This is a genomic window from Paenibacillus mucilaginosus 3016 (genome assembly GCF_000250655.1).
In the GTDB taxonomy this organism is placed as follows: Bacteria; Bacillota; Bacilli; order Paenibacillales; family NBRC-103111; genus Paenibacillus_G; species Paenibacillus_G mucilaginosus.
Genome location: NC_016935.1, coordinates 6,633,389 through 6,659,894, shown reverse-complemented (window position 1 = coordinate 6,659,894; position 26,506 = coordinate 6,633,389). Strand labels below are relative to the sequence as shown.

The 26,506-nt window shown below is 61.0% G+C and carries 24 protein-coding genes; 23 read left to right on the top strand and 1 reads right to left on the bottom strand.

The features are described from left to right. Nucleotides 1–6 precede the first annotated feature (6 nt). From spoVAC to leuS, 19 genes are all read left to right on the top strand, one after another. Complete coding sequence (gene spoVAC, locus PM3016_RS27515; protein WP_014371697.1) at nt 7–486, top strand: stage V sporulation protein AC; 480 nt, start codon at nt 7–9, stop codon at nt 484–486. Nucleotides 487–489: 3 nt separating this feature from the next. Next, complete coding sequence (gene spoVAD, locus PM3016_RS27510; protein ID WP_014371696.1) at nt 490–1,512, top strand: stage V sporulation protein AD; 1,023 nt, start codon at nt 490–492, stop codon at nt 1,510–1,512. A 4-nt stretch (nt 1,513–1,516) separates the two neighbouring features. Then, on the top strand, nt 1,517–1,882 hold the full coding sequence (gene spoVAE / locus PM3016_RS27505; protein ID WP_014652310.1) for a stage V sporulation protein AE: 366 nt from the start codon (nt 1,517–1,519) through the stop codon (nt 1,880–1,882). Between the two features lie 315 nt (nt 1,883–2,197). Beyond that, nucleotides 2,198–3,157 carry an AAA family ATPase gene (locus tag PM3016_RS27500; protein ID WP_014371694.1) on the top strand — a complete coding sequence of 320 codons (960 nt, stop codon included), beginning with the start codon at nt 2,198–2,200 and terminating at the stop codon, nt 3,155–3,157. Between the two features lie 4 nt (nt 3,158–3,161). Further along, nucleotides 3,162–4,406 (top strand): DUF58 domain-containing protein, encoded by a 1,245-nt coding sequence (locus tag PM3016_RS27495; protein WP_041619264.1) that lies wholly within the window; start codon nt 3,162–3,164, stop codon nt 4,404–4,406. Then, entirely contained in the window at nt 4,403–6,637 is a 2,235-nt protein-coding gene (locus PM3016_RS27490) for a transglutaminase TgpA family protein (protein ID WP_014371692.1), read from the top strand. The genes PM3016_RS27495 and PM3016_RS27490 overlap by 4 nt, the downstream gene beginning before the upstream one ends. 226 nt (nt 6,638–6,863) lie before the next feature. Continuing rightward, on the top strand, nt 6,864–7,103 hold the full coding sequence (locus PM3016_RS27485; RefSeq protein WP_013917877.1) for a spore coat associated protein CotJA: 240 nt from the start codon (nt 6,864–6,866) through the stop codon (nt 7,101–7,103). Nucleotides 7,104–7,107: 4 nt separating this feature from the next. Next, nucleotides 7,108–7,380: a spore coat protein CotJB gene (locus tag PM3016_RS27480; RefSeq protein ID WP_013917876.1), complete on the top strand. Its 273-nt coding sequence runs from the start codon at nt 7,108–7,110 to the stop codon at nt 7,378–7,380. A 12-nt stretch (nt 7,381–7,392) separates the two neighbouring features. Further along, entirely contained in the window at nt 7,393–7,962 is a 570-nt protein-coding gene (locus PM3016_RS27475; protein WP_013917875.1) for a manganese catalase family protein, read from the top strand. Between the two features lie 323 nt (nt 7,963–8,285). Next, complete coding sequence (locus tag PM3016_RS27470) at nt 8,286–8,780, top strand: YqeG family HAD IIIA-type phosphatase (RefSeq protein ID WP_013917874.1); 495 nt, start codon at nt 8,286–8,288, stop codon at nt 8,778–8,780. Nucleotides 8,781–8,790: 10 nt separating this feature from the next. Then, complete coding sequence (yqeH, locus tag PM3016_RS27465) at nt 8,791–9,897, top strand: ribosome biogenesis GTPase YqeH (RefSeq protein ID WP_014371691.1); 1,107 nt, start codon at nt 8,791–8,793, stop codon at nt 9,895–9,897. 73 nt (nt 9,898–9,970) lie between these two features. Then, nucleotides 9,971–10,879 (top strand): shikimate dehydrogenase, encoded by a 909-nt coding sequence (aroE, locus tag PM3016_RS27460; RefSeq protein WP_014371690.1) that lies wholly within the window; start codon nt 9,971–9,973, stop codon nt 10,877–10,879. A gap of 24 nt (nt 10,880–10,903) precedes the next feature. Further along, nucleotides 10,904–11,197, top strand: coding sequence for a ribosome assembly RNA-binding protein YhbY (gene yhbY / locus PM3016_RS27455; protein WP_014371689.1), 294 nt, complete (start codon nt 10,904–10,906; stop codon nt 11,195–11,197). Between the two features lie 42 nt (nt 11,198–11,239). Continuing rightward, nucleotides 11,240–11,827: a nicotinate-nucleotide adenylyltransferase gene (locus PM3016_RS27450; protein WP_014371688.1), complete on the top strand. Its 588-nt coding sequence runs from the start codon at nt 11,240–11,242 to the stop codon at nt 11,825–11,827. After that, on the top strand, nt 11,817–12,398 hold the full coding sequence (gene yqeK, locus PM3016_RS27445; protein WP_013917869.1) for a bis(5'-nucleosyl)-tetraphosphatase (symmetrical) YqeK: 582 nt from the start codon (nt 11,817–11,819) through the stop codon (nt 12,396–12,398). Before PM3016_RS27450 ends, yqeK begins: the two co-directional genes overlap by 11 nt. A gap of 100 nt (nt 12,399–12,498) precedes the next feature. Beyond that, entirely contained in the window at nt 12,499–12,843 is a 345-nt protein-coding gene (rsfS, locus tag PM3016_RS27440) for a ribosome silencing factor (RefSeq protein WP_013917868.1), read from the top strand. Beyond that, the gene (locus PM3016_RS27435; protein WP_014371687.1) at nt 12,840–13,739 is read left to right on the top strand and encodes a CvfB family protein; all 900 of its coding nucleotides are present in this window, start codon (nt 12,840–12,842) and stop codon (nt 13,737–13,739) included. The genes rsfS and PM3016_RS27435 overlap by 4 nt, the downstream gene beginning before the upstream one ends. Nucleotides 13,740–13,822: 83 nt before the next feature. Beyond that, a complete protein-coding gene (locus tag PM3016_RS27430) occupies nt 13,823–14,611 on the top strand; it encodes a class I SAM-dependent DNA methyltransferase (RefSeq protein ID WP_013917866.1) in 789 nt (262 codons plus the stop codon). Nucleotides 14,612–15,406: 795 nt separating this feature from the next. Further along, nucleotides 15,407–17,857: a leucine--tRNA ligase gene (gene leuS / locus PM3016_RS27425; RefSeq protein ID WP_014371685.1), complete on the top strand. Its 2,451-nt coding sequence runs from the start codon at nt 15,407–15,409 to the stop codon at nt 17,855–17,857. 656 nt (nt 17,858–18,513) lie between these two features. Here leuS and comER read toward each other — a convergent pair. Next, nucleotides 18,514–19,347: a late competence protein ComER gene (gene comER, locus PM3016_RS27420; RefSeq protein ID WP_014371684.1), complete on the bottom strand. Its 834-nt coding sequence runs from the start codon at nt 19,345–19,347 to the stop codon at nt 18,514–18,516. A 100-nt stretch (nt 19,348–19,447) separates the two neighbouring features. Between comER and PM3016_RS27415 the strand changes: the two genes are divergently transcribed. From PM3016_RS27415 to nirB, 4 genes are all read left to right on the top strand, one after another. Beyond that, the gene (locus tag PM3016_RS27415; protein WP_014371683.1) at nt 19,448–20,107 is read left to right on the top strand and encodes a ComEA family DNA-binding protein; all 660 of its coding nucleotides are present in this window, start codon (nt 19,448–19,450) and stop codon (nt 20,105–20,107) included. Between the two features lie 102 nt (nt 20,108–20,209). Beyond that, nucleotides 20,210–20,719 carry a deoxycytidylate deaminase gene (locus tag PM3016_RS27410; protein WP_013917860.1) on the top strand — a complete coding sequence of 170 codons (510 nt, stop codon included), beginning with the start codon at nt 20,210–20,212 and terminating at the stop codon, nt 20,717–20,719. Between the two features lie 62 nt (nt 20,720–20,781). Beyond that, complete coding sequence (locus tag PM3016_RS27405) at nt 20,782–23,427, top strand: DNA internalization-related competence protein ComEC/Rec2 (protein WP_238540331.1); 2,646 nt, start codon at nt 20,782–20,784, stop codon at nt 23,425–23,427. Nucleotides 23,428–24,061: 634 nt separating this feature from the next. After that, nucleotides 24,062–26,497, top strand: a complete 2,436-nt coding sequence (gene nirB, locus PM3016_RS27400; protein WP_013917857.1) for a nitrite reductase large subunit NirB — start codon at nt 24,062–24,064, stop codon at nt 26,495–26,497. Nucleotides 26,498–26,506 lie beyond the last annotated feature (9 nt).

Genomic DNA, 26,506 nt, shown 5'->3' with positions numbered 1-26,506 from the left:
CAGCCCATGGCAACGAATGTGAAAAACGGAAAGACCCCATGGAACAAAAAGCAGTACCAGGAATTCGCCAAAACGAAAGAGCCGGCCCGTCCGGTTCTGCGCAACTGCCTGCGGGCGTTCCTGGTCGGCGGGTTCATCTGCCTGATCGGACAAGGCTTGATGGAGCTGTTCATCCACGGGTTCGGTTTTACCAAAGAGACGGCGGGCAACCCGACGGTGGCCGTCCTTATTATCATTTCCGTCCTTCTGACAAGCTTTGGCGTGTACGACAAGATCGCTCAATGGGCCGGCGCGGGTACGGCAGTTCCGGTCACGGGATTCGCTAACTCGGTCTGCTCGGCCGCCTTGGAGCACAAGAGCGAAGGGTTCGTGCTTGGGGTGGGGGGCAATATGTTCAAACTGGCCGGCTCGGTCATCGTGTTCGGTGTCGTGGCCGCCTTTTTCGTGGGTATCGTGCATTGGATCTTCGGATGGGGGGTCGGCTGACCGATGCTGATCGGGGAACAAAGCTGGGAATTCAAGAGACGGCCTGTCATTCTGGGCACGTCGTCCGTCGTTGGGCCGGATGAAGGCAAGGGGCCCCTCGGGGATCAGTTCGATGTGGTCCATGAGGATACCTTGATCGGACAGGACAGCTGGGAGAAGGCCGAGAAAAAAATGCTTGAGGAAGCCGCAGAGCTGGCATTGAAGCATGCGAACATGCCGAAGGAGCAGCTCCAGTTCTATGTGGGGGGAGACCTGCTCAACCAGATCATCTCGAACTCCTTCGCCGTGCGGACGATGCAGGTTCCGTACCTCGGCATCTTCGGTGCCTGCTCCACCTCCATGGAGGGGCTGGCCATCGCTTCGATGATCGTCGACTCGGGCTTCGGGGAGCGGGTCATGGCCGGCACCTGCAGCCATAACTGCACGGCGGAGAAGCAGTTCCGCTATCCGACCGAATACGGCTCCCAGAAGCCTCCCACCGCGCAGTATACGGTAACGGGAGCAGGGGCGGCCGTGCTCGGGCTGAAGGGCAGCGGCCCCGTCGTGACGGGGGCGACGATCGGCCGGGTCGTCGACCTCGGGATCAAGGACCCGTTCAACATGGGCGCGGCCATGGCTCCGGCGGCGGTGGATACGCTGACCGCGCACTTCCGGGACTTCGGCAGGGAGCCTGGATATTACGATCTGATCGTGACGGGCGATCTGGCCACAGTCGGGTACGACATCGCCTGCGACCTGCTCCGGGAGCGGGGGCTCGATATGACGCAGACCGTCTATCAGGACTGCGGCAAACTCATCTATGACCTCGAGAAGCAGAACGTCCAGGCAGGGGGAAGCGGCTGCGGCTGCTCGGCGACCGTCACTTACGGACCGCTCCTGAAGCGATTAAGAAAGGGAGATTTGAACCGCATTCTGGTGGTGGCCACGGGGGCGCTGCTCTCGCCGCTATCCTTCCAGCAGGGAGAGAGCATCCCGGGGATTGCCCATGCGGTGGCCATCGAGAGAGGAGAAGTGCAGAATGGATGACGCCATGCAGTACTTATGGGCGTTCCTGGTCGGCGGCGCAATCTGCGTGATCGGCCAGCTGCTCATTGACGTGAAGAAGCTGACGCCCGCCCATACGATGAGTGCGCTGGTGGTCGCCGGCGCCCTGCTGGACGGCATTCCGGCCGGCGGCAAGAGCGTCTACGACCGGCTGATCGAATTCGCCGGAGCCGGAGCGACCGTGCCGATCACGAGCTTCGGGAACGCGCTGGTGCACGGGGCCCTGACCGAGCTCGTGGAGGACGGTCCGATCGGCATCATCACCGGGATCTTCTCGATTACGTCGGCGGGCATCTCGGCGGCGATCATCTTCTCATTCCTGGCGGCGCTGGCCTTCAGGCCGCAAGGCTGAAGAGGCCGGGCCGGGCGAAGCCGCCATACGTTCCGTCCGCTTTTTCCCCATAGCTTCCGAGGCGCCTCCGTGAAGGGCCCCGGGGGCTTTTTGCCATGGCTTCAAACGTAGAAATTGCCAAAAGAATTCATCCATTTTATCCGTATACTTGCCCGCACGCCATCCTGTACAATAGAACTCTGGGACTTTATGCGCGCAAAACAGGCGTTTTTCGCGTTAATATTACAGTTTGATGTCAAATCGCTTGCACGCATAACCTTTTGTCTGCTGCTGCGTATATAGTTTGTACCATCTTATGGAGGAGGCCGGACGTCAATGGAAACTGTCACTCATGGGGAACTTGCCGTGCTGAAGCGTATACAATCCAACCTGGAAGCTTGCATCCTCGGCAAAACCGATGAAATTTTACTGCTGCTCACCGCCATGCTGGCCGGCGGGCACGTACTGCTTGAAGATGTCCCGGGTACGGGCAAAACCGTCCTGATCAAAGCTCTGGCGAAGTCCATTCACGGCCAGTTCCGGCGCATTCAATGCAACCCGGACCTGCTGCCTACCGATATAACCGGCGTGTCGATCTACCACCCGAAGGAGGAAGTGTTCCTGTTCCGCCCGGGTCCGATCATGACCCATATTCTGCTTGCCGACGAGATCAACCGGGCGACGACGAAGACGCAGTCGGCCCTGCTCGAGGCGATGGAAGAGCGCCACATCACCGTGGACGGAGAGACGCATGAGCTGCCGAAGCCGTTCCTGCTGCTCGCCACACAGAACCCGATCGACTTCGAAGGGACCTACATCCTGCCGGAAGCCCAGCTCGACCGATTTATGATGAAATTCTCGATGGGCTATCCGGACGCGGAGACGGAGACCCGGATGATCGTGTCGCAGAGTGTGGCCCATCCCCTGGACTCCCTCGAGCCCGTGGCCGAGGTGGGGCAGATTCTGGCCATCCAGGCGCTGGTGAAGCAGGTGCACCTCGACGAAGCGGTGGCGAATTACCTCGTCTCGGTCATCCGGCTCACCCGGGAGAATCCGTCGATCTACCTGGGCGCCAGCCCGCGTGCGACGCTGGCGCTGGTGCAGGCGGCCAAGGCCTACGCCCTGCTGCAGGGCCGCGATTACGTGATCCCCGACGATATCAAGTTCCTGGCGCCTTTTGTGCTTGGGCACCGGATCATCCTGCAGGCGGAGGCGCGGATGGAGGGCGCCACGGTCGGCAGCGTGCTCCAATCCGTGTTCCAGCAGGTGAAGGTCCCGGTACGCCTGGAGAGGTGAGGCCATGAGAATGACCTTCGCCGACAAGCTGTCGGAGCTGCCGCGCTTCACCCGCAAATTCTGGGCCGTGTTCGGCGCCTTCCTCGGCAGCCTCGGGTTCCTGCTCTTCCAGGGCGGGAAGCTGGCGCTGATGCTGTTCGTCATCATGCTGATCCTGAGCATCTACCTGCTGCTCGGGCAGTGGAGCGGGATCAAGCGCACCCAGGGCACCCGCACCCTGAACAACACCGACTTCGGTTCGGTGATTGAAGCCGGCACCTCGCTCGGCGTCAAGATCGACCTGAGCATTCCCGGCTTCTGGCCGATGCCTTACCTCTTCGTCAAGGACCGGCTCTACCACAAGAGCGGCCGGGAGCTGACCTTCGAAGCGACGGTCGTGCCGGACTGGCGCCGCCGCGCGGACTGGGAGTACCGGACGCCGGCGATGCGCCGGGGCCACTATACCTTCGGCCGGACCGAATGCGTGACGGAGGATATCTTCGGGCTGTTCGAGCACCGCGGCGAGCTGGAGCTGCCGCAGAGCATCGCGGTCATGCCCCAGACGGTGCCGATCCGCGAGTGGCAGCAGTTCCACCAGATGATGAAGGGAACGAATCATCATTCCTCGACGACACGGGCCGTCCGCGAGACGACCCAGATCAACGGGGTGAGGGAGTACAACTACGGCGACCGCCTGTCGCGGATTCACTGGAATGCGACGGCGAAGACCGGCACATGGAAGTCGAAGGAATTCGAGCGGGAATCCCTGCCCAAAACCTACGTCGTGCTGGACCGCTGCATGAAGGCTTATGATGATCCCGAGGAGCTCGAGCTCGCGGTTTCCGCGGCGGCGTCGCTGTTTCAATACGGTGCGCACCGCGGTCTGTCGCTTGGACTCCTGTCGAGTGGAGCGGACAATGTGTACTTTGAGCCGAAATCGGCCCAGTCGCAGCAGCATGCGCTGATGCAGCACTTCATCGACGTGGAGGCCGACGGCGCCCACCCGGTGTGGCAGGTGCTGAAGACGCGGATCTCGCGGCTCGTGCCCGGCTCGTTCATTACCCTGATCTCGCCGGAAGCGGGCGAGGCCATGCTGCAGCTGCTCATCTGGCTGAAGCAGCAGGGCATGAACCCGTGCCATCTCTGGATCGCGCCGCAGCCGACGGTGAAGGACGCCTGGGTGAAGCAGCTGCGCACCCGGGGGATCACCTGCTACCCCGTGCAGACGCTCACCGAGCTGCCGGGCCTGCTGGGAGGGAGGAACCCATGACAACCCGATCCGATACCGGCCGCTCCGCACTCCGCCGCTTCTTCTGGGACGACTGGCCGCACCGGCTCACCCTGCTGCTCAGCGGCCTGATCCTGCTGCAGTTCACGCTGTGGTTCGGCAAGGAGGACGGCCTCTGGCTGCCCGAGACGGTCCGGATCGTCCAGCTGACGCTGCTTGTGGTCTGCGTGCTCGAGCATGTGCAGAAGCTGCATTGGCTCCTGCGGGGGCTGCTGCAGTTCGTCCTGATCCTGGCGATCAACGTGGAGGTGCTGGAGAACTACGGCATCGTGGACACGATGCCCCTTGGAAGCTTCTTCTCTTCCAGACTGTTCCTGAATCTGTACGAGCTGACGCCATATCTCTGGTTCGCGCTGGGCGCCTGGGCAGCTTACCACTTCATGATCTGGTGGGTGGAAGCCAAATGGCGCATCTACAGCCTGCTTGTCATCAGCGTCCTCGTGCTCTGCATCCGCGATTCGTTCTCTTCGGTCTACCTGTGGCCTCAGGTGGCTGTGATCGTAGGATGCGGGCTGTTCCTGATCATCCTGAGTCACTTCGCCCAGCTGAGGCGCCGGGATCCGGCGGCCTGGCGGCATCTGGCCGATTACCCGGCTTCGATCGCCCTGCCGGTCGTCGGCCTGGTCTCCCTGACGGTGCTTATCGGTGCCATGATGCCGGAGGTGGGGCCGGCGCTGACCGATCCTTACACGGCCTGGCGCAGCCTGCGCGGGGAGCCGATGAATTTCGCGACCGGCAAGGGTGTCACGGTACCGCCATCCGAGGCGATGGATACGTCCTCGGGCTACAGCCGCAGCGACGCGGCGCTCGGCGGCGGCTTCCAGTTCGACTATACGCCGGTCATGGAGGTCGAGACGACCCAGCGCGCGTACTGGCGCGGGGAGACGCGGTCACTCTACACCGGACGTGGCTGGGACGAGAGCGAATCGGAGCGGCGCAATGCGCGCAATCCGGTGCGGGCCGACAATGTCCTGGCCTCCGATCCGCGGCTTCCTTCCGGCAATATGAAGACCGTGGAGGTCACCCAGAAGGTGACGCTGCTGACCGAGCAGCGGTACCCGGTGCTCTTCGGCGCTTACAGCATCCAGAAGGTGACGGGGATCAACAACCTGAAGAACGGCTTCGAGCCGCTGCAGTGGTCCGCCACGCAGGGGGAGCTGCGCTTCAGCGAGCGCCAGCCGTACCCGAAGACCTACGAGGTCGTCTCGCAGGTTCCGGTGGTCGATGAAGCGGCCCTGCGGGCGCTGCCGGCCGGCACTCCCGCCGGAGCGGACGAATTCCTGATGCTCCCGGCGAATCTGCCGGAGCGGGTGCGGCGCCTGGCCGCCGAGATTACGGCGGATGCGACGAACCCTTACGACAAGGCGAAGAAGCTCGAGCAGTACCTGCAGACGACCTTCCCGTACACGAACAAACCGGATCTGACCAAGGGGCGCAGCCGCGACTTCGTGGACCGGTTCCTATTCGAGATCAAGGAAGGCTACTGCGACTACTACTCCTCCGCCATGGCGGTCATGGCCCGTTCGGTCGGCCTGCCGGCCCGCTGGGTCAAAGGCTACTCTTCCGGCTCCACGCCGGTCGACCAGTATGAGCTCATGGGGCTCATTCCAGGCCAGGCGATGATGGACCCGAATGCGTCGGGCACTTATACGGTCCGCAACTCCGACGCCCACTCGTGGGTCGAGATTTATTTCAGCGGCTACGGCTGGGTGCCGTTCGAGCCGACGGCGGGCTTCGCGATGCCGCGTGCGTCCCTTCCGGAAATACCGGCTGTGGAACCGGCCGAGGCGCCTGCAGTCGAACCGGCCGCAGCCGAGCCTGCCGCCGAAGAAGAAGAGGGCCATGGCCTTGTGATCGCAGGCAGCCTCGCCGTGCTGGCCGCACTGGCCGGCTTCCTGGCCTGGAAGCTGCAGGTGGTGGAGCTGTGGAGAGAACGCGCCCGCCGGCGCCGGGCCTCGCTGCTGAAGCAGAAGGTCATCGTCGAATGCGAGCGGATGCTGCGGATCTTCCGCCGCAGCGGCTACGTCCGCGAGGAGCATGAGACGCTGCGCGAAGCGGTCGCCCGCTGGACGCGGCAGAGCCGCTGGATGCGGATGGACGTCGAGACCGTGCTGCTTCTCTTCGAGAAGGCGAAGTACGGCAAGGCCGAGATTACCGAAGACGACTATAAGACCGCGACGATGCTCATCGACAAGCTTCGTTCGCAGATGTAGGCAGGGGATGCCCCTGCAGGCGAGTATTGCAGTGAAAGAGAGCTTTTCCCATCCTTCCAACGGATGCGGAGGCTCTCTTTTTTTCGTTCAACTAGAAGAATCTATATTTCGCCGGGGCTCCAAGCGCCCGTGTGAATGATCTTGACAGAGGCATGTTTCCCTACAGGCAAACTGTGGTAATGAAGGAGGATGTCATTCATCCAAGCAAGGGTAGAGGAGGATTCCCATGACACGTGCCGACCAGAAGAAGCTGGAGGAGCAGACCCGCGTATTCCAGCCCCCGGCGGGCAGATTCGATCCCTGTCCCCCCATTGTCGAGAAGACTTATGTGACCCCGCCCCAGCTGTTCCTGACGTATCAACCGGCGGACCAGGAGCAGTACAGCCCGAAGGAAGCTTTGAAGAGAGGCACGCTGTGGCCGGACCTGTACAGTCCTTACGAACCGAAGCGTTACGAGGAGGAGTGAGAAGATGACAGCCAAGCCCAAACCGCTGCCGCAGGCCTACTACACGGCGCTTGAGGAACTGCAGGCGCTGGATTTTGTTCTCACGGAGCTGCAGCTCTACCTTGATACCCATCCGGCGGACGAGAAAGCGCTGCGGCAGTACAAGGAGCTGTCGGCCCAGCGTCTGGAGCTCGTGGAGCCGTTCGAGCGCAAGTACGGACCGCTGATTCACAACGGACGCAGCCAGGCCGAAGAGCCGGCCGAATGGAATACGACGCCATGGCCGTGGCAGGTATAGGAGGAGAAGCCGATGTTCTTATATGAAAAGAAGCTGCAGTATCCCGTACGCGTAAGCAAATGCGATCCCCGGATGGCCAAATACCTCATGGAACAGTACGGCGGCGCGGATGGCGAGCTGGCGGCGGCGCTGCGTTATATGAACCAGCGGTATTCGCTGCCGGACAAGGTGGTCGGCCTGCTGACGGATGTCACCATGGAGGAATTCTCCCATCTGGAGATGATCGCGGCGATGATCCTCAAGCTGACCAAGGATGCGACCCCGCAGCAGATGCGCGAGGCGGGCCTTGGCGACCATTATGCGAACCACGGCAGTGCCCTGTTCTACCAGAACGCGGCTGGCGTACCTTGGCAGGCGAGCTACATACAGGCCAAATGCGATCCGATCGCCGACCTCTACGAGGACATTGCGGCGGAGGAGAAGGCGCGGGCCACTTATCAATGGCTGATCGACATGACCGACGACGTCGACCTGCAGGACAGCCTGAAGTTCCTGCGCGAGCGGGAGATTGTGCATTCGATGCGCTTCCGTGAAGCGGTGGAGATGCTGAAGGAAGACCAGGCGGCGCAGAAGTTTTTCTAGGAATGTCCTCATTCGAAAAAGGGAAAGAGCATGTCCGCGGGGAGACCTGCGGATTTTTTTAGATATAAGAGAGTATAAGTTTTCAGCGAAGCTGAAGCTTTCTGATCTCGACATGGATGACCGGCAGGGCGGCGCCCCGTTGACGGCGAAACCGACTATCTTCTTGCAGAGATTGGCATGATAAAGGCAGAGGAGCCTGAGCAATCGGCCGCCTGAAAGCCGCTGCCGTCGATTTTCGCCGCTTCAAGAACCATTTTGCAAGGAATTGGACATCTATGGTATAGTTTGACGTATACAGCCTATCGTCTTACGAGGTGAACGCATTGCTGAAAAAGCTGATTCCGCACCAACATGTCAATTCGATATACGAAATTAATCTGCAGCAGCTATATGAGCAGGGATATCGGGGCATTATTACGGACTTGGACAATACGCTGGTTGGGGCCAAAGCGCCGCTCGCCACACCGGAGCTGATCGACTGGCTGAAGGTTGTCGGTCAGATCGGGTTTCAGGTGGTGGTCGTATCCAACAACCAGCGGACGAGGGTGACCAAGTTCGCGGAGCCGTTATCCCTGCCTTTCATTTACCGGGCGAAGAAGCCGACTACCGCGGCCTTCCGCAAGGCGCTCACCATGATGAATCTGCGTTCGAACCAGACGGTCGTGATCGGCGACCAGATGCTGACCGATGTGCTGGGCGGCAACCGGATGGGGCTCCATACGATCCTCGTGACGCCGATCTCGCCCTCCGATGAAGGCTTTTTCACCAAGGTCAACCGCACCCTCGAGAAGGCTGCCCAAACGCTCATGAGAAAGTAGGAATCCACCCTTGGAAAACAAGAATTGCGCGGGATGCGGCGTTGCGCTGCAGCAGGAGAACCCGGATCAGCTCGGCTTCGTGCCTGAGCAGGCTCTGTCCCGTACGCCGGTGATCTGCCAGCGCTGCTACCGTATCAAGAACTATAATGAAGCATCCGGGATTACGCTGAACCAGGATGACTTTCTGAAGCTGCTCGGCCATGTCGGCACGACGGATTCGCTCGTCGTCAACATCGTCGACCTGTTCGACTTCGAGGGGAGCATGATCTCCGGTCTGCCCCGCTTCGTAGGGAACAATCCGATCATCCTCGTCGTGAACAAGATCGACCTGCTGCCGAAGGTGACCAACTACAACCGCATCCTGAACTGGGTGCAGCGCCAGGCGAAGGAAGCCGGGCTGAAGGTGGCCAACATCGTGCTCTGCTCGGCCCGCAAGAACATGGGCTTCGAACGAGTGATCGAGGCGCTCGACGAGCACCGTAAGGGCCGGGATATCTACGTCGTCGGCGCGACGAACGTCGGCAAGTCCACGCTGATCAACCGCCTGATCCACGATTACAGCGACCTCGATGCGGAGCTGACCGTCTCCCAGTATCCGGGAACGACGCTCGATCTCGTGCGCATTCCGCTCGATGACGGCGGCTCCATTATCGATACGCCGGGCATCGTATATAAGCACCGCCTCACGGAGCTCGTGAACAAGAAGGACCTCATGAAGGTCATGCCGGACAAGCCGATGAAACCCCTCGTGTTCCAGCTGAACAGCGGGCAGTCGGTGTATTTCGGCGCTTTGGCGCGGTTTGACTTCCTGCAGGGCGAACGCCAGTCGTTCACCTTCTATGTGTCCAACTCGCTCGAGGCGCACCGGACGAAGCTGGAGAAGGCGGACGAGCTCTACGAGAACCACAAGGGCGTGCTGCTGCAGCCGCCGGTTCTCGAGAACCTGGATGAGCTGCCGAAGCTGACGAAGCATGCGATCCGCATTCCGAAGGGCGGCAATCTCGACGTCTCGATCTCCGGCCTCGGCTGGGTGAAGGCGAACGGCGTCCAGGGAGCGGAGCTGGCCATCCACGTGCCCCGCGGGGTGAAAGTGGCGGTCAGGGAATCCCTGATCTAGACCGCACCGTCCTTTGGGGAACGGGCAATAGAGTGCGTACGAGTTACCAACGAATCGGGAGGAACGTTACCTAATGGAGAAGCTGGTGCTGGTGAGAAAGCAGGGGCTGGACAGCCACACGATTCTGTATGGCGTCTTCGGAGACCCGGTGCGGCACTCGAAGTCGCCGGTCATGCTGAACCGGGCGTTCGACGTGGCGGGCATCAACGCGGCCTACGGCGCATTTCATATTCTGCCGGGAACGCTCAAGGACGCGGTAGCAGGCATCCGTGCGCTCGGCTTCCGCGGCGTGAACGTCACGGTGCCCCACAAGCTGGAAGTGATGTCGTATCTCGATGAGATCGACGAGGGCGCCCGGGTGATCGGGGCGGTGAACACCGTCGTGAACGAGGGCGGCCGCCTCATCGGCTATAACACTGACGGCATCGGCTATATCCGTTCGCTGAAGGAAGAGACGGGCATCGAGCTTAAGGGACGCAAGGTGCTCATGATCGGTGCCGGCGGGGCGGCCCGGGGCGTTGGATATGCGCTGGCGCAGGAAGGCGCGGAGCATATCTACATCGCGAACCGGACGAAGGAGAAGGCGCTCGATCTGGCCGACGCACTCGGCGGCTACGGCAGCATCAGCGGCCATGGGCTCGACGAGATCCACGAGCTGGCGGGAGACGCGGCGCTTATCGTGAACAATACGCTCGTCGGTATGTATCCGAACGTGGATGAGGTGCCGATGGACATCTCGCTGATCCGGGAGGATCATGTCGTGAGCGACCTCATTTATAATCCCCTCGAGACGAGGCTGCTGAGGGAAGCCCGGGAGAAGCAGGGCGCCACGGTGCACAGCGGACTAGGCATGTTCATCTACCAGGGGGCGTACGCCTTCGAATATTGGACCGGACAGCCGGCACCGGTCGAGGCTATGCGCAAAGCGGTGTTGGACTCGTTCGGCGAAGCCGAAGCAGACAGACAGAAACAACCAAACTAGAGCACAAGATAGGATGAAGACAGCATGCTGACAGGCAAACAAAAACGATATCTGAGATCGCTGGCCCACCATCTCGACCCGATTTTCCAGGTGGGGAAGGGCGGCGTGAATGATCATATTATCCGCCATATCAACGAGGCGATCGAAACGCGGGAGCTCATCAAGGTGACCGTGCTCAACAACTGTATGGAGGACCGGGACGAAGTGGCGCAGCAGCTTGCTGACGGAGCTAAAGCGGAGCTCGTCCAGGTCATCGGCAAGATCGTGGTGCTCTACAAGGAGTCCCGCGAGCACAAAACGATCGAGCTCCCGGTGTAAGCCGGAGTCCAGGGGCAGCTCCCGGGAGAGGAGAGACCAGGAATGAAAGTCGGCTTGATGGGCGGCACGTTCGATCCGATCCATCTCGGACATCTCCTTGCCGCGGACAGTGTGTGCGAGGCGCTGGAGCTGGACGAGGTGTGGTTCATGCCGACGAACGTCCCGCCCCACAAGGAGCATAAGCCGGGGGCTTCGGCCGCCGAGCGGCTGGAGATGGTGCGCCTCGCGGTGGAGGGCCATCCGCGGTTCCGTGCATCGGATGTGGAGCTGCGCAGGGGCGGCGTGTCCTACAGCATCGAGACCGTAACCAGGCTCCGGAAGGAGCACCCGGACAAGCAGTTTTATTACATTATCGGTGCGGACATGGTCCAGTACCTGCCGAAGTGGTACCGCATCGAGGAGCTTGTCCGGCTGGTGACGTTCGTGGGGCTCGAGCGGCCGGGCTATTCGACTGAATACGAGACCCTTCCCGGACCGATCCGGGAGGCGGTGAGGCTCGTGCGCATGCCGCAGGTGGAGCTGTCCTCCACGGAGATCCGGCAGCGCCGGGCCGAAGGCCGTTCGGCGCGTTACCGCGTACCGGACCGGGTAAATGATTATATCGAGGTGAACTCGCTGTATGAAACGTGAGGAGATCATGGAGTCCGTCCGCTCGCAGATGCCCGAGAAGCGCTGGACCCATACGCTGGGCGTGATGGAGACGGCGGTCCGGCTCGCGGAGCGCTACGGAGCGGATCCGGTGAAGGCGGACCTCGCCGCCATTCTTCACGATGTGTGCAAGTATTGGCGGGTGGACGAGCAGGCGCGGATCATCCGGGAGAACGGGCTTCCGCAGGACCTGCTGGAGTACGACAAGGAGCTGTGGCATGCCCACGCCGGCGCCTGGGTGGCCCGGACGCAGTACGGCGTGGATGACGAGGAAATTCTCGATGCGATCCGCTACCACACATCCGGCCGGGAGAAGATGACGCTGCTCGACAAAGTCGTCTGCCTGGCGGATTATATGGAGCCGGGCCGGGATTTTCCGGGAGTGCATAATATTCGGGAAAACGCCGAACATAGTTTAGAGAAGGCGCTGCTTGCGGGCTTCGACGGTACGATCCGCTTCCTGCTGGACAAGCGCAAGCGGGTGTATCCGCTGACCCTGGCGGCACGCAACGGTCTTATTGTGGAATTGGAAGCTGAAGAAGCGCAGGAATAGCTGGAAGCTCCGGGCCCCGCAAGCTGCGGCAGGGAGGGCCAAGGGCAATTCGTTTGAAGAAATGGAGCTGGTAAAGATCAGCTTATTAGGAGGAACTTCTATGATACAACCGGAAGAGCTGCTGGAGCTCGTGGTCGATGCGGCCGAAGACAAGAAAGCGATGAACCTCGTCGCCCTGAACCTGAAGGGCATTTCGCTGATTGCGGACTACTTTATGATCTGTCACGGGAACTCGGAGACACAGGTGCAGGCGATCGCCACCGAGATCCGCAAGCGCGCCGAGGAGAAGGGCGCCCGCCTGCGCGGACTCGAAGGCATGGATACGGCACGCTGGGTGCTCGTGGATCTCGGGGACGTCGTGGTGCATGTGTTCCACCGCGATGACCGCGAATATTACAACATCGAGCGTCTGTGGTCGGATGCCAAGGTCGTTGAGCGCGTATGAGGCTCGAAGCAGGCACGAACCAGCGTCTCGAAGTAGCCCGTGAGGTATCGCCCCACGGGTTCTTCCTGACGGACGGCACGCAGGATATTCTGCTCCATTACAGCGAAGTGGTCGGTGAAGTGAAGACCGGCACCCAGGTGGAGGTCTTCCTGTTCTACGACACGCAGGACCGGCTGGCCGCCACCATGCGTGAGCCGCTCATCAAGCTGAACGAAGTGGCGCTGCTGGAGGTCGCCGATTTTCACCCCCGCTTCGGATGCTTCCTTGAGATGGGGCTCGGTCGCCAGCTGCTCCTTCCGTTCCGGGAGCTTCCCGAGATGGAAGAGCTTCGCCCGCAGGTCGGCGACAAGGTCTTCGTCACGATGACCCATGACCGTCAGGGACGCCTCGTGGCCAAGGTGGCCGGGGAAGACCTGCTGAAGCCGCTGTGCTTCGATGCGCCGCAGTCGTGGCGCAACACGACGGTTGAAGCCCGGGTATACAAGCCGCTGCAGATGGGCACCTTCGTCGTATGTGAAGGCGGGGTCGTCGGCTTTGGCGTCATCGGCTTCATTCATGCGTCCGAGCGCACCCGGCTGCTGCGGCTGGGGGAGAAGGTCAGCGCGCGGATCACGTTCGTCCGCGAGGACGGCAATGTGAACTGCTCGATGCGCGAGCGCAAGGAGACGGGCCGCGGCGAGGATGCGGACAAGCTGCTCGACTTCCTGAAGGAACGCCGCAACGGGGCGATGCCGTTCTCGGACGAAACGCCGGCGGACCTGATCTCCCAGCGCTTCGGCATGAGCAAGTCGGCCTTCAAGCGTGCCCTCGGCAAGCTGATGAAGGAAGGGCTCGTGTACCAGGAAGGCAGCTGGACCTACTTGAAGCAAAGCGAAGAACAGCCGGTTTCCGAGTAAGCCTCCGGGCTTACGGAACCGGTTTTCTCTTTTGCTGCAGCACCGCGCACCCTGCGCGAATCCGGAATCGGGGGATGAGAGGAATGGCTTATGAGCGGTTTTCCTATGTATACGACCGCCTGATGGAGGACATGCCGTACGAGGAGTGGCTGAGGTTCGCCAAAGGCTGCTGGGACAAATTCGGCCATCCCCGCACGGTGGTGGATCTGGGCTGCGGCACCGGCAGCATTGCGGTTCCCCTGGCCCAGGAGGGCTACGAGGTGATCGGCATCGATCTCTCGGAGGACATGCTGGCCGTGGCGCAGAGCAAGGCGGATGAAGCGCGGCTGCACCGCTCGCTGCCGCCGGGAGGAAGCGTCACCTTCCTGCAGCAGGACCTGAGGGACTGGGAGCTGGGCCGTCCGGCCGACAGCGTGGTGTCCTTCTGCGACTGCTTCAATTATCTGCTGGAGGAAGAGGACATCACGCAGGCGATCCGCCAGGCTTACGCCGGGCTGAAGCCGGGCGGCGTGTTTATCTTCGACGTGCACACGACCGAGCAGCTGCTGGATTATGCGGCGAGCCAGCCGTTCTTCCTCAATGAGGACGATATCGCTTATATCTGGACCTGCGGGTATGACGAGAGCCGGAGCGAGATCGAGCATGCGCTGACGATCTTTGTGCAGGAAGAAGAGCAGCACAGGGGGGACGACACGCCGTCGGAGTGGTTCAACCGTGTGGAAGAGACGCACACGCAGCGCGCTTACCCCCTTCCGTGGCTGGAGGCGCAGCTGAGGGAAGCCGGCTTCCGCGAGGTGGTCTGCTACGGCGACTTCCTGTTTAAGCAGGCATCGGAGGATACGCGGCGCGCTTTTTTTGCGGCGGTGAAATAACGCTTCAGGGCTGCTGCCCAAGGTGCAGCAGCAGCTGGACGATACATAGAATGATTCCCCACAGCGGCAGCGCCAGGGCCGCGCCGTTCAGCAAGCCTCGCATGGGGAGGCCCCCTTTCTTCCTGGAACCGGGTACGGGTCCTTTTACTACCCAGTATGGACAAGTTGAAAGAGGGGTATCCCTGAAGCCGGGCGTTTCTATGTACCGCCGCTTGGGGCGCGAAGCCTGATTGAGGCTTCCCCATGGTACCGGCGAAGGCGTGTCCTGTACTATTCCGGGGAGGCCCCGCTTGACATGGGGGAACCGTAGCTTTTATAATGAATGCTAATTGGATGGAATCTACATATTTTGTTTACAAATATGGCAAGGCTGTGAAGAGAAGCAGTAGCCCATGACCGTTACTTCAGAGAGCCGGTGGAAGGTGCGAACCGGCGGCGGCAGCGGCGAACTCATCTTGGAGCCAGAAGGTGAAGCAGGACCCGGCGGGATGTTCCCTGGTCTGCCTAACCGGATCGTGTCCCCCGCGTTAAGGGGTTTGAGTGGATCAGGGCAAAGCATGCCCGGGTCAACTAGGGTGGTACCACGGGAATTCAAGCCTCTCGTCCCTAGCGTTGCGCTAGCGATGAGACGGCTTTTTTTGTTGCATTTTTGAAAGATCGCAGAGTCGGGCCCTGTCCGGAGGACCTTGAAGTAAAATGTCCCTGAGGGCAGCGTCCGGACGAACGGCACAGCTGGCACCCACCGCGGCAGGTGCCGGTGATGCCGCTGCAGGAGCTGAAGGAGGAGCAGAGATCATGTCACAGGAAACCAGAGAAAACCAAGGGTATAACCCGTTAGCCATTGAACCGAAGTGGCAGCAGTATTGGGATCAGAACAAAACCTTCAAGGTGCTTGACGACGAGAGCAAGCCGAAGTTCTATGCGCTCGATATGTTCCCGTATCCGTCGGGTGCGGGGCTGCACGTAGGCCATCCGGAAGGGTACACGGCGACGGATATCGTCTCGCGTTACAAGAGAATGCGCGGCTACAACGTGCTTCATCCGATGGGCTGGGATGCGTTCGGCCTGCCGGCCGAGCAGCACGCACTCGATACCGGACAGCACCCGCGTGAGATCACGGTCAAGAACATCAACAACTTCCGCCGCCAAATCAAGTCGCTCGGGTTCTCCTACGATTGGGACCGCGAGATCTCGACGACCGATCCGGATTACTACAAGTGGACGCAGTGGATCTTTATCCAGCTCTACAACAAAGGCCTGGCCTACGTAGACGAAGTGCCGGTTAACTGGTGTCCGGCCCTCGGTACGGTTCTGGCGAACGAGGAAGTCATCGACGGCCTCAGCGAGCGCGGCGGCCACCCGGTCATCCGCAAGCCGATGCGCCAGTGGGTGCTTCGCATCACCGAGTATGCCGAGCGCCTGCTCGAGGATCTCGAGGAGCTCGACTGGTCGGAGAGCATCAAGGACATGCAGCGCCACTGGATCGGCAAGTCCAAGGGGGCGGAAGTGACGTTCGCCATCGACGGGCATGACGGCGAAGGGCTCAAGGTTTTCACGACGCGCCCGGACACGCTGTTCGGCGCAACCTACTGCGTTCTGGCGCCGGAGCATGAGCTGGTGGAGCGCATTACTGCCGGCGAGCAGTCCGCTGCCGTCAAGGAATACCAGGAGCGTGCGGCGCGCAAGAGCGATCTGGAGCGTACGGACCTCGCGAAGGAAAAGACCGGCGTCTTTACGGGCGCTTATGCGGTGAACCCGGTCAGCGGCGCGAGACTGCCGATCTGGATCGCGGACTACGTGCTGGCCGGCTACGGCACCGGCGCCATCATGGCGGTACCGGGCCACGACCAGCGCGACTGGGAGTTTGCGAAGCAGTATGACCTGCCGATCCTCGAGGTGGTCAGCGGAGGGGATGTCGAGAAGGAAGCTTACGCGGGCGACGGCCCTCACGTGAACTCCGGCTTCCTCGACGGCCTGAACAACGAGCAGGGCATTGCGAAGATGATCGAGTGGCTGGAGCAGAGCGGCAAAGGCCAGGGCAAAGTCACCTACCGTCTGCGCGACTGGCTGTTCTCCCGCCAGCGCTACTGGGGCGAGCCGATTCCGATCCTGCACCTCGAAGACGGCACGATGAAGACCGTGCCGGAAGACCAGCTGCCGCTCCTGCTGCCGGAAGTCGACGAGATCAAGCCGTCCGGCACCGGCGAATCGCCGCTGGCTGTCGTGACCGACTGGGTGAACACGGTGGATCCGGAGACGGGCAAGCCGGCACGCCGCGAGACGAACACGATGCCGCAGTGGGCCGGCTCCTGCTGGTACTACCTGCGTTTCATCGATCCGAAGAACGACGACGCGCTCTGCTCGAAGGAGCTGCAGCGCAAGTGGCTGCCGGTCGATCTCTACATCGGCGGTGCGGAGCACGCGGTGCTTCACCTGCTCTATGCCCGCTTCTGGCATAAGGTGCTCTACGACCTCGGCGTGGTGGAGACGAAGGAGCCGTTCTACAAGCTCGTCAACCAGGGCATGATTCTCGGCGAGAACATGGAGAAGATGAGCAAATCGCGCGGCAACGTCATCAACCCGGACGAGATCGTGAACGAGTACGGTGCGGATACGCTGCGCCTGTACGAAATGTTCATGGGCCCGCTCGAGGCGACGAAGCCTTGGAACACGAACGGGGTGGACGGGGCGTACCGCTTCCTGAGCCGCGTATGGCGCCTCTTCATCAGCGAAGACGGCAGCCTCAGCGCGAAGATCACGGACAGCGCCGATGCCGGCACCGACGCGTTCAAGCGTATCTGGCACCGCACGATCAAGAAGGTGACGGAGGATCTCGAGGCGCTGCGCTTCAATACGGCGATCTCCCAGCTGATGATCTTCGTCAACGAAGCGTACAAAACCGAGACGCTGCCGAAGGCCGCCATGGAGCAGTTCGCACAGATGCTCTCACCGATCGCGCCACACCTGGCCGAAGAGCTGTGGGAGAAGCTCGGCCGCAGCGGGACGATCTCTTACGCGTCCTGGCCGGTCTATGAAGAAGCCTGGACGGTCGACAACGAAGTGGAGATCGTGGTCCAGGTCAACGGCAAAATCGCCGAGCGTGCGACGATTGCCGCGGACGCCGACGAAGCGGCCATGCAGGAATTCGCGCTTGGTCTCGACAAGGTGAAGGAAGCTACTGCCGGCAAAACCGTCCGCAAGATCATTGCGGTCAAGGGCAAACTGGTCAATATCGTAGTGGGATAACGCGCTCCCCCTCGGTGGGAACCCATCCCCCTCTTTCCCCCTTACCTGTAAGGGGGAGGACCGGGGCTCTCGCCCCCTGGACCCCCAAAAGGGCCGGAGGAGCGGCGGGGCCGGCGTTGATGGGACGTGGGAGCAGGAACGCTTTCGTCCCCGCAGTCAAGCTGCCACCGGCATCTTGGCTGCGGGGACACGCTCTCATGCGGCGTTCCCCCGGGACGTGCTGCCCTGTTGGAGCAGACCCGGGGAATCGGCGCAAGGGGAGGCAGGGCGTGCGGATCCCCACCTCAAGACTGCGTCTTGAAGCTTCTGTTCGCCGGCTCCCTCGACTGAGCGCTTCGCAGTCCAGCGAGGGAGTAACCTACTAATAAACAAATAACCGCTGTCCGGACGGACACAGCGATTGCGGGAAAAGAAACGTTGATCGGTTTGGAGTGGCAGGTAAGATATTCCCTGGAAGAGCCGCTTTGCGGCGCCCGCCTTTGAAACCCGTGATGATTCCTCTGAATAGTTTAATCGGTTCATCACGGGTTTCAACAGCGGCTGGAGGGGAATATCACACCGGTCTCACTCAGCATCGGATCAATTTTATCATTTCTTTTCTCCCAACCCCTGTCCTCCGGACAGCGGTTCATACCGGAAAACGTGAAAGCATCGCGTCAATCGACCTTGGTCCCGAAAAAGCGGGCTTCCACCTTTTCCAAGTCTTCTTCGTATTTGGAATGAGTTGTGCGGATCAGGTCGTAAAAGACCCCGCACAGCTCTTTTTCCATTAGGCGGAGTCCTTCGGCGGTGATGCCGCCGGGAACCGCGACGCGCTTTTGCAGCTGGGCGGGTGAGAAGCCTCCCGTAGTGAGCAGCTTGCCGGTGCCGAGCGTCATTTCGCTGGCGAGCTGGGTCGCCTCTTCTTCCGAGATGCCTGTCGTGTCCACGGCGGCTTCGACGAACTTCTGGACGAAGTAAGCGAGGAAGGCCGGGCCGCAGGAGGACAGGTCGGAGGAGATGCGGGTATACTGCTCGGAGACGCGGATCGGAGCGGAGACGTGGGAGAACAGGTTGTCGAGCAGCTCCTTGTCCTCAGGGGTCAGCCGGTCTCCATAGATGCAAAGGGTGGCGCCGCTGAGAACGAAGTTGGTGATGCTGGGAATGATTTTGGCGATTTTGCTGGGGAGCAGCTCCTCCAGGTGACGGATCAGGACGGGGCTGGTGATCGAGATGACGATCTGGCCGGGAAGCGCATGATCCTGAATTTCGTCGATGACGGCCTTGTATTCCGAGGGCTTCACGCACAGGAACAGCAGGTCGGCTCCTACGGTCACTTCCTTACTGGATCTTGCCACCTGCATGCCGGGGTATTTCTCGGCCAGCAGCTCGGCTTTGGCAAGGGTTCGGTTGGTTGCCACAATATGCTCCGGGTTCAATGCGCCCGACCGGATGAATGCTTCGATCAGTATGCTGCCCATGCTGCCTGTTCCAATGAATCCTACCCGCATGATCATCCCCCCCTGATTAGATTGCAGCCTTCTTCATGTATGTATATCGGGGGGCATGGGGGTTTATGACTGAAAAAAACCATTTTGGTGGGAGGTTCCCGTGTTACGCAAGTTGGATATGAAAATGACCCTGCTGGCCGTCGTGCTGGCGGCCTGCGGCCTGTTCCTGGTGCTCGGGGCGGCAAAGCCCTGGAGCAGCGGGGCGGCGGACGGCTTCGTCGCCGTCGATGACGAGATGCGCCGGATGCTGGAGACAGCGGAGGCGGAAGAGAAGCCGGCGCAGCCCCCGAAGCAGGGCGAAGCCGCGACGGCCTCGGAGAGCCGGGCGGCCGTGCAGGCGCAGGGAGTCGGCCAGGCCGGGGCGGCAGGGACGCTACAGTCCGCAGAAGCGGCGGAGGCCGGTGACGGGCCGAAGCCGCAGGGAGGCGGCAGCTCCGTGCCGTCAGCCGGCAGACCGCCGGTAGCGGGCGGCAGGGTCTCTGCCGCGGGACAGCCTGCGGCAAACGGAGGGGCCGCCGCTGCCGGCAGTCCCCCCGCATCGCAAAGCCCGGCTGCTTCGTCCGCTGCTCTGCTCAATCTCAACCAGGCTACGGCGGAGCAGCTGGATGCCCTGCCGGGCATCGGGCCGAGCCGTGCGGCGGCGATCATCGAGCTGCGAAGGAAGCGGGGAGGGGCGTTCCGCTCCCTTGACGAGCTGCTGGAGATCAAGGGCATCGGCGAGAAGTCGCTCCAGAAGCTGAAGCCGCTGTTGACTTTGTAGACGTGGGGCGGAACTCTGTCGCTTGGCACGAAACTTCTTTTGTTTTGCAGGAAAATATGCGAAAATGAATGAAACGTTGGGAAAGGCAGGCAGGTGACATCTATGACACGCAAGGATTGGGACACGTATTTCATGGATATCGCCTATATGGCATCGACCCGTTCGCAGTGCGGCCGCAGGCATGTCGGCGCGGTGCTCGTGCAGGGGAAGAAGCTGCTGGGAACGGCATATAACGGGGCGCCGATGGGCGTGCCGGACTGTTCGGAAGCCGGCTGTATGCTGGTCGAGGAGTTCGAGCTCGTAAATGCGGACGGCGGGGAGCAGGTGGTCAAGAAGCAGCGGTGCATCCGCACAATTCATGCGGAGCAGAACCTGCTGCTCTTCACGGACCGGGAGGACCGCGAGGGCTCGGTCGTCTACGTGACGGACCAGCCCTGCTGGACGTGCGCGAACATGCTCGCGAACAGCGGGATCGCCGAGATTGTGTACCACCGCCCGTATCCGAAGGATGCGGCGAAGGTGCGCGGTTTGATGGACAGCAGGGGGATGCGGTTCCGGATGCTGGAGCAGTATGAGCCTCCGGCAGGAACATTAACGGAAGTTCACAATTAAGAGGCAGGAAGGAAGAACCTTCTTTGGGCACGGGATTCGTGCGCAGGGAGGGTTCTTTTTTGTTGACAAAAGGGGGAGAGAGCAACATGCTGCAGGGAAGACCGGTCGTGCTGCTGGCGCTTAGCTGGACGGCGGGATACGCCCTGGCACTCGGCTGGCCGCAGCCTTGGCACAATGCGCTGCTGGCGGTCGGGGCGGGGCTGCTGCTTTGCCTGATCCGTCTGCTGAGACCGCCGGGAGCCGCCGGGCTTGCCGGCCTGTTCCTTGCAGCGGCAGCGATGGGCTGGTATGGCGAATACGATCACCGGAACGTCAGCCGGATTATCCCTGCGGGGATGGAAGAGCCGGCGGCGGTGCTGCAGGGCCGCATTGTTACATCCGTCACGGTCGACGGGGACCGGGTCAGCTTTCAGGCGGAGGCCGGGGAGCTGTCAGTACCGCAGCCGGGGTCATCAGAAGGACAGGGGAGGGGCGAACGGGTCCAGGTGTCGATCCGGCTGGCCTCGGAGGCCGAGCAGGCAGCGGCCCTGAAGTGGGAGAGAGGGGATCGGATCGGGCTGAAGGGCAAGCTGGCGGCTCCGTCCGCTGCGAGGAATTTTGGAGCCTTCGATTACAGGAAGTACCTTTACTACCAAGGGATTCACTGGCAGCTGACGGCCAAGGGGCTTGGCGAAGTACAGGTCCGCCCTCCGGAGCAGGGAGACTGGGGGATCTGGCTTCCCCTGAGATGGAATGACAAAGTGAGGGAAGCTCTCGGAGGGCAGGTGGACCGGCTGTTTCCGCCGGAGCAGGCGGGCTTCATGCAGGGGATGCTCGTCGGATTGACCGAGACCATCGACCCGGAGCTCTTCAGCCGGTTCTCGCAGCTGGGGCTTACGCACATCATTGCGATCTCGGGCTTGAATGTGGCCATTTTTGTCGGCTGCCTCGTATGGGTGCTTCAACGCTTCGGCCTGACGCGGGAAGCGACGCTGCTCACGGCGCTGTATCTCATGCCGCTCTACATCGCGGTGACGGGAGCCTCGCCTTCGGTGGTGCGTGCCGGGCTGATGGCGATGATCGCTCTGTATGCCGCTTACCGGCACCGGCTCAAAGACGGACTGCATATCGCACTGCTGGCCGGTGTGGGGATGCTCCTTTGGAATCCGTACTATCTGACGGATGTCTCGTTCCAGCTGTCGTATCTTGTGACCTTGGGGTTGATCCTCGGTGTGCCCGCGATGAATGCGGTACTGCCGGATCGGCTCGGAAAGGGGAAGGATGCGGTATCGATCGCCCTGGTGGCGCAGCTCATGTCCTTTCCGCTGACGGTGTATTATTTCAACGGCTTCTCGCTGCTATCGCTGCCGGCGAACTTCGTCATGGTGCCGGTGTTCAGCACCATTGTGATGCCGGCGGGAACGGTGGCCATGCTGCTCGGCTTCGTCAGCGGCACGGGGGCAGGGTGGATCGCCTGGCTGGTGACGCAGGTGAATGCATTCCTCTTCGCTGCCGTGGAGTGGAGCTCGGCATGGAGCTTCTTCCGGACGATCTGGCGCAGCCCTTCCCTGCTCTGGATCGGCGCGTATTATGCCGTACTGCTTCTGCTCATCGCGCTCATCCGGGAGCGCAGCCGGAGGGAGGCGGAGGCGGGGCAGGTACAGCCCATGCTGTTCACTTCGGGAGAGGAAGAGAGGCGGCTCCGCCGGCAGCGCCTCAAGGTCAGATTCATGCTTCCGGGTGCGCTGGCGGTCTGGGCCGTGCTGCTCTTGTATGCGTACCATCCGGATCGGGGCGTGCAGGAAGGGCGCGTCCAATTTCTCGATGTCGGCCAGGGGGACAGCATTCTCATTCAGGTGCTCCCGGAAGGGCGCAATGTGCTGGTCGATGGAGGCGGCACAGTGGCCTTCGGCAGGGAGGGAGAAGCTTGGCGTGTGCGCCGGGATCCGTATGAGGTGGGGCGGAAGCTGCTCGTGCCCCTTCTGAAGAAGCGGGGAGTGCAGCAGATCGACGAGCTGATTGTGACTCACCAGGATGCCGACCATTACGGCGGGCTGCAGGCGGTCCTGGAGGAGATTCCGGTCCGCCGTCTGCTCTTCAACGGAACAGTGAAGGGGGAGGCTGGTGTGGAAAAGCTGTTCCGCACCGCGCTCGAGCGGGGGACGCGGCTGGTGCCCGTCCGGGACGGAGACCGGCTGGCGCTGGGGAAGGACACGGTGCTTCATTTCCTGCATCCGGCTGACCCGGGACAACATGCCGGATTGGTGTGGGAGGAGGACCAGAATCCCCAATCGGTCGTCTTCCTGATGGAGATGCAGGGCACGCGCTGGCTGTTCACGGGAGATATCGGGCAGGAGACGGAACGGCTGCTTCTTGGACGGTGGGCGGCAGGAGAACCGGAACGGGAGGGGGAAGACGGGGGATCGGAGCTGCGGCTGTCCGCTGGGGCGGACGGGGGGCTTCGCCCGGCACCGCTGGATGTCCTGAAGGTGGCCCACCATGGGAGCAAGTCATCCACGTCGGAGGCGTGGCTGGACGCCTGGCGTCCGAAGCAGGCGGTCATCTCGGCCGGCGTCAACAATCTGTACGGGCATCCGAGTCCCGCCGTCCTGGACCGATTGGGCGCACAGGGCACGGCCGTCTACCGGACCGACCGGCAGGGGGAGATCCAGATGGTTGTCCGCAGCGGGCGGATCTCCTTGCGCACCCGCTTCCCGGAGGTGGAATAGACAGAGGTGCATTGTCTGGCGCGGGTGCATCCGGGGGAATCTTCTTCCCGAAAGCGCCGTTCACGGGTAGTATGGCCTGATCTCGGCCGCATGCTGCTTCGAAAGAAGTACGGGGTTCGTGACTCTCCGGAAACGGTCAACGATCATACGGCAAAAAACATGACATAAGAGGCCTTTGCAGGAAATTTTTCCTTCCCGCAGAGGCTTTTTTTATAAATTGGGTGAAAAACAGCAAAAAACGAATGAGCTTTTTTGATGTCAGGTTCATTTTTCGGATATCGGTATTTCTATAATGAGGAAGATAAAGTAACATAAAAAATGCTGATAAATGCCCGGTCTCCAAGCGAGTAAAACTGAATGTTCTCCTGAAGCCTACGGGTACTTAGGTTTAAAGACGAATATTTAAGACTTACATTTTAATTATTGTTCGTTTATAAAAGAAAACCAAAAGTTAAAAAAGAAATTAATCCCAAAATAACACTTGAAATATACGTGAAATTTCGGTACTCTTAGAATCAAGTTGAATGTGATGTAACCTAACACGTATTAGGCTGGGGTCAAAGATATAGCGGTTATGAAGGAATCATCTGATGTAATGTTATAATAACTAACGCTAGGGAGTGTGGAGGAAGGTATGAAGAAGAAATTAGTACTCATCGGCAACGGGATGGCAGGCGTATGGGCCGTAGAACAGCTGCTCAAGCTGGCGCCTAACCAATACGAAGTCACGGTGTTCGGCAGCGAGCCTCATCCCAACTACAATCGGATCCTGCTGAGCTCGGTGCTTGCAGGCGATGCGAAGATTGATGACATCGTTATCAATGACTGGAACTGGTACAAGGAGAACGGCGTTACGCTGCACGCCGGCCATACGGTAACCAAGATCGATACGGAGCGCAAGTCGGTATCGACGGCTTCGGGCATCACCGCCGAGTACGATGACCTGATCATCGCGACAGGCTCGCTTCCGTTCATGCTTCCCCTCCCTGGCGCGGACAAGGAAGGCGTAATCGCGTTCCGGGATATCAATGACTGCAACACGATGATCGAAACGGCCAAGAATTATAAGAAAGCGATCGTCATCGGCGGCGGTCTGCTCGGTCTTGAAGCGGCCCGCGGCCTGCTCAACCTGAACATGGATGTGTCGGTTGTCCACATTTTCAAGGACCTGATGGAGCGCCAGCTCGACCAAACCGCTTCGCAAATGCTCCGCAAAGAGCTGGAGAAGCAGGGCATGAACTTCCTGCTCGAGAAGAACACGGACTCGATTCTCGGCAAGAAGCGCGTTACGGGCGTCAAGTTCAAAGACGGCTCCGTCGTCGATGCCGATCTGGTGGTCATGGCGGTAGGCATCAAGCCGAATGTCCAGCTGGCCAAGGACAGCGGTCTCGAAGTGAACCGCGGCATCGTGGTGAACGACTACCTCGAGACGAGCATCCCGCACGTGTACTCCGTCGGCGAGTGTGCCGAACACCGCGGCATCGCGTACGGTCTGGTGGCGCCGCTGTATGAGCAGGGCAATGAACTGGCGAAGCGTCTGGCTGGTGTGCCTTCCGCAGGCTACCAGGGTTCCGTGGTATCGACGAAGCTCAAGGTATCGGGCGTCGACGTCTTCTCCGCAGGACAGTTCACGGATGCGGAAGACACGGCTTCGGTCCGGGTGCAGGATGACTTTGAGGGCGTCTACAAGAAAGTCGTCATCAAAGACGGCAAAGTGATCGGTGCGGTGCTCTTCGGTGACACGAGCGACGGTTCCCGCCTCTTCAAGATGATCCGCGAAGGCGAAGACGTGACCGGCAAGGAAAAGCAGATCCTGCTCGGCGAAGGCTCCGGCGGTGGAGCGAAGTCGGGAGTGGACTATGTCGCTTCGATGGCGGACAGCGAGATTGTCTGCGGCTGTAACGGGGTATCGAAGGGCACCATTCTGAATGCGATCAGCGAGAAGGGCTGTACGAGCGTCAACGAAATCAAGGCGTGCACGAAGGCATCCGGATCCTGTGGAGGCTGTAAGCCGCTGGTGGCCGACCTGCTGGCGCTGGCTCTCGGGGCGGATGGCGTGCAGACGGTGAAGGAAGGGATCTGCGGCTGTACGGAGCACTCCCGCGACGAAGTCGTGGAAGCGATCCGCAGCATGCGCCTCACTTCCTCCAAGGAAGTCATGAACGTGCTCGAGTGGAAGACGGAGGAAGGCTGCTCGAAGTGCCGTCCGGCGCTCAACTACTACCTCGGCATGGCTTGGCCGGAAGAGCACGAAGAAGAGCGCGAGTCCCGCTTCGTCAACGAGCGTAACCATGCCAACATCCAGAAGGACGGCACGTACTCCGTCGTTCCGCGGATCTATGGCGGCGTAACTTCTCCGGCTGAGCTGAAGCGCATTGCGGAAGTTGCGGAGAAGTTCGATGTGCCGATGGTGAAGTTCACGGGCGGCCAGCGTCTGGACCTGCTCGGTGTGAAGAAGGAAGACCTGCCGAAGATGTGGGCGGAGCTCGACATGCCGTCCGGTTATGCGTACGGCAAGGCGCTGCGTACGGTCAAGACCTGCGTAGGCTCGACGTTCTGCCGCTTCGGCACCCAGGATTCGATCCAGATGGGGATCGACCTCGAGAAGCGCTTCGAGCGGCTGAACACGCCGGCGAAGGTGAAGCTTGCCGTATCGGGCTGCCCGCGGAACTGCGCGGAATCGACCATCAAGGACTTCGGCGTGATTGCGATCGACGGCGGCTGGGAGCTGTATGTGGGCGGCAACGGCGGCGTGAAGGTGCGCGCTTCGGAGCTCCTTTGCAAGGTGAAGACGGAAGAGGAAGTGCAGGAGTGGGCGGGGGCGTTCCTGCAGTACTACCGTGAAGCGGCCAAGTGGAACGAACGGACGAGCGAATGGGTCAGCCGCGTAGGCCTGGAGTCGATCAAGGAAGCGCTGGCGAGCGAGGAAGAGCGCAAAGCCCTCAACGAGCGCATCGACAAGACGCTCAGCCTGACCACCGACCCGTGGAAGGAAATCATCGAGAAAGACGAACTGCGTGCGACATTCGAAGAGCTTCAGGCCCCGGCGCTTGAGACGGTAGCGGACTAAGGGAGGACG

Excerpts from the sequence above, each read along its gene's own strand:
- PM3016_RS27490 (WP_014371692.1), top strand. The coding sequence starts at position 4,403 with ATGACAACCCGATCCGATACCGGCCGCTCCGCACTCCGCCGCTTCTTC.
- PM3016_RS27495 (WP_041619264.1), top strand. The coding sequence starts at position 3,162 with ATGAGAATGACCTTCGCCGACAAGCTGTCGGAGCTGCCGCGCTTCACC.
- spoVAD (WP_014371696.1), top strand. The coding sequence starts at position 490 with ATGCTGATCGGGGAACAAAGCTGGGAATTCAAGAGACGGCCTGTCATT.
- PM3016_RS27435 (WP_014371687.1), top strand. The coding sequence starts at position 12,840 with ATGAGGCTCGAAGCAGGCACGAACCAGCGTCTCGAAGTAGCCCGTGAG.
- rsfS (WP_013917868.1), top strand. The coding sequence starts at position 12,499 with ATGATACAACCGGAAGAGCTGCTGGAGCTCGTGGTCGATGCGGCCGAA.
- yhbY (WP_014371689.1), top strand. The coding sequence starts at position 10,904 with ATGCTGACAGGCAAACAAAAACGATATCTGAGATCGCTGGCCCACCAT.
- PM3016_RS27410 (WP_013917860.1), top strand. The coding sequence starts at position 20,210 with ATGACACGCAAGGATTGGGACACGTATTTCATGGATATCGCCTATATG.
- yqeK (WP_013917869.1), top strand. The coding sequence starts at position 11,817 with ATGAAACGTGAGGAGATCATGGAGTCCGTCCGCTCGCAGATGCCCGAG.
- spoVAC (WP_014371697.1), top strand. The coding sequence starts at position 7 with ATGGCAACGAATGTGAAAAACGGAAAGACCCCATGGAACAAAAAGCAG.
- PM3016_RS27485 (WP_013917877.1), top strand. The coding sequence starts at position 6,864 with ATGACACGTGCCGACCAGAAGAAGCTGGAGGAGCAGACCCGCGTATTC.
- PM3016_RS27430 (WP_013917866.1), top strand. The coding sequence starts at position 13,823 with ATGGCTTATGAGCGGTTTTCCTATGTATACGACCGCCTGATGGAGGAC.
- PM3016_RS27450 (WP_014371688.1), top strand. The coding sequence starts at position 11,240 with ATGAAAGTCGGCTTGATGGGCGGCACGTTCGATCCGATCCATCTCGGA.
- leuS (WP_014371685.1), top strand. The coding sequence starts at position 15,407 with ATGTCACAGGAAACCAGAGAAAACCAAGGGTATAACCCGTTAGCCATT.
- PM3016_RS27480 (WP_013917876.1), top strand. The coding sequence starts at position 7,108 with ATGACAGCCAAGCCCAAACCGCTGCCGCAGGCCTACTACACGGCGCTT.
- PM3016_RS27500 (WP_014371694.1), top strand. The coding sequence starts at position 2,198 with ATGGAAACTGTCACTCATGGGGAACTTGCCGTGCTGAAGCGTATACAA.
- aroE (WP_014371690.1), top strand. The coding sequence starts at position 9,971 with ATGGAGAAGCTGGTGCTGGTGAGAAAGCAGGGGCTGGACAGCCACACG.
- spoVAE (WP_014652310.1), top strand. The coding sequence starts at position 1,517 with ATGCAGTACTTATGGGCGTTCCTGGTCGGCGGCGCAATCTGCGTGATC.
- nirB (WP_013917857.1), top strand. The coding sequence starts at position 24,062 with ATGAAGAAGAAATTAGTACTCATCGGCAACGGGATGGCAGGCGTATGG.
- comER (WP_014371684.1), bottom strand. The coding sequence starts at position 19,347 with ATGCGGGTAGGATTCATTGGAACAGGCAGCATGGGCAGCATACTGATC.
- PM3016_RS27475 (WP_013917875.1), top strand. The coding sequence starts at position 7,393 with ATGTTCTTATATGAAAAGAAGCTGCAGTATCCCGTACGCGTAAGCAAA.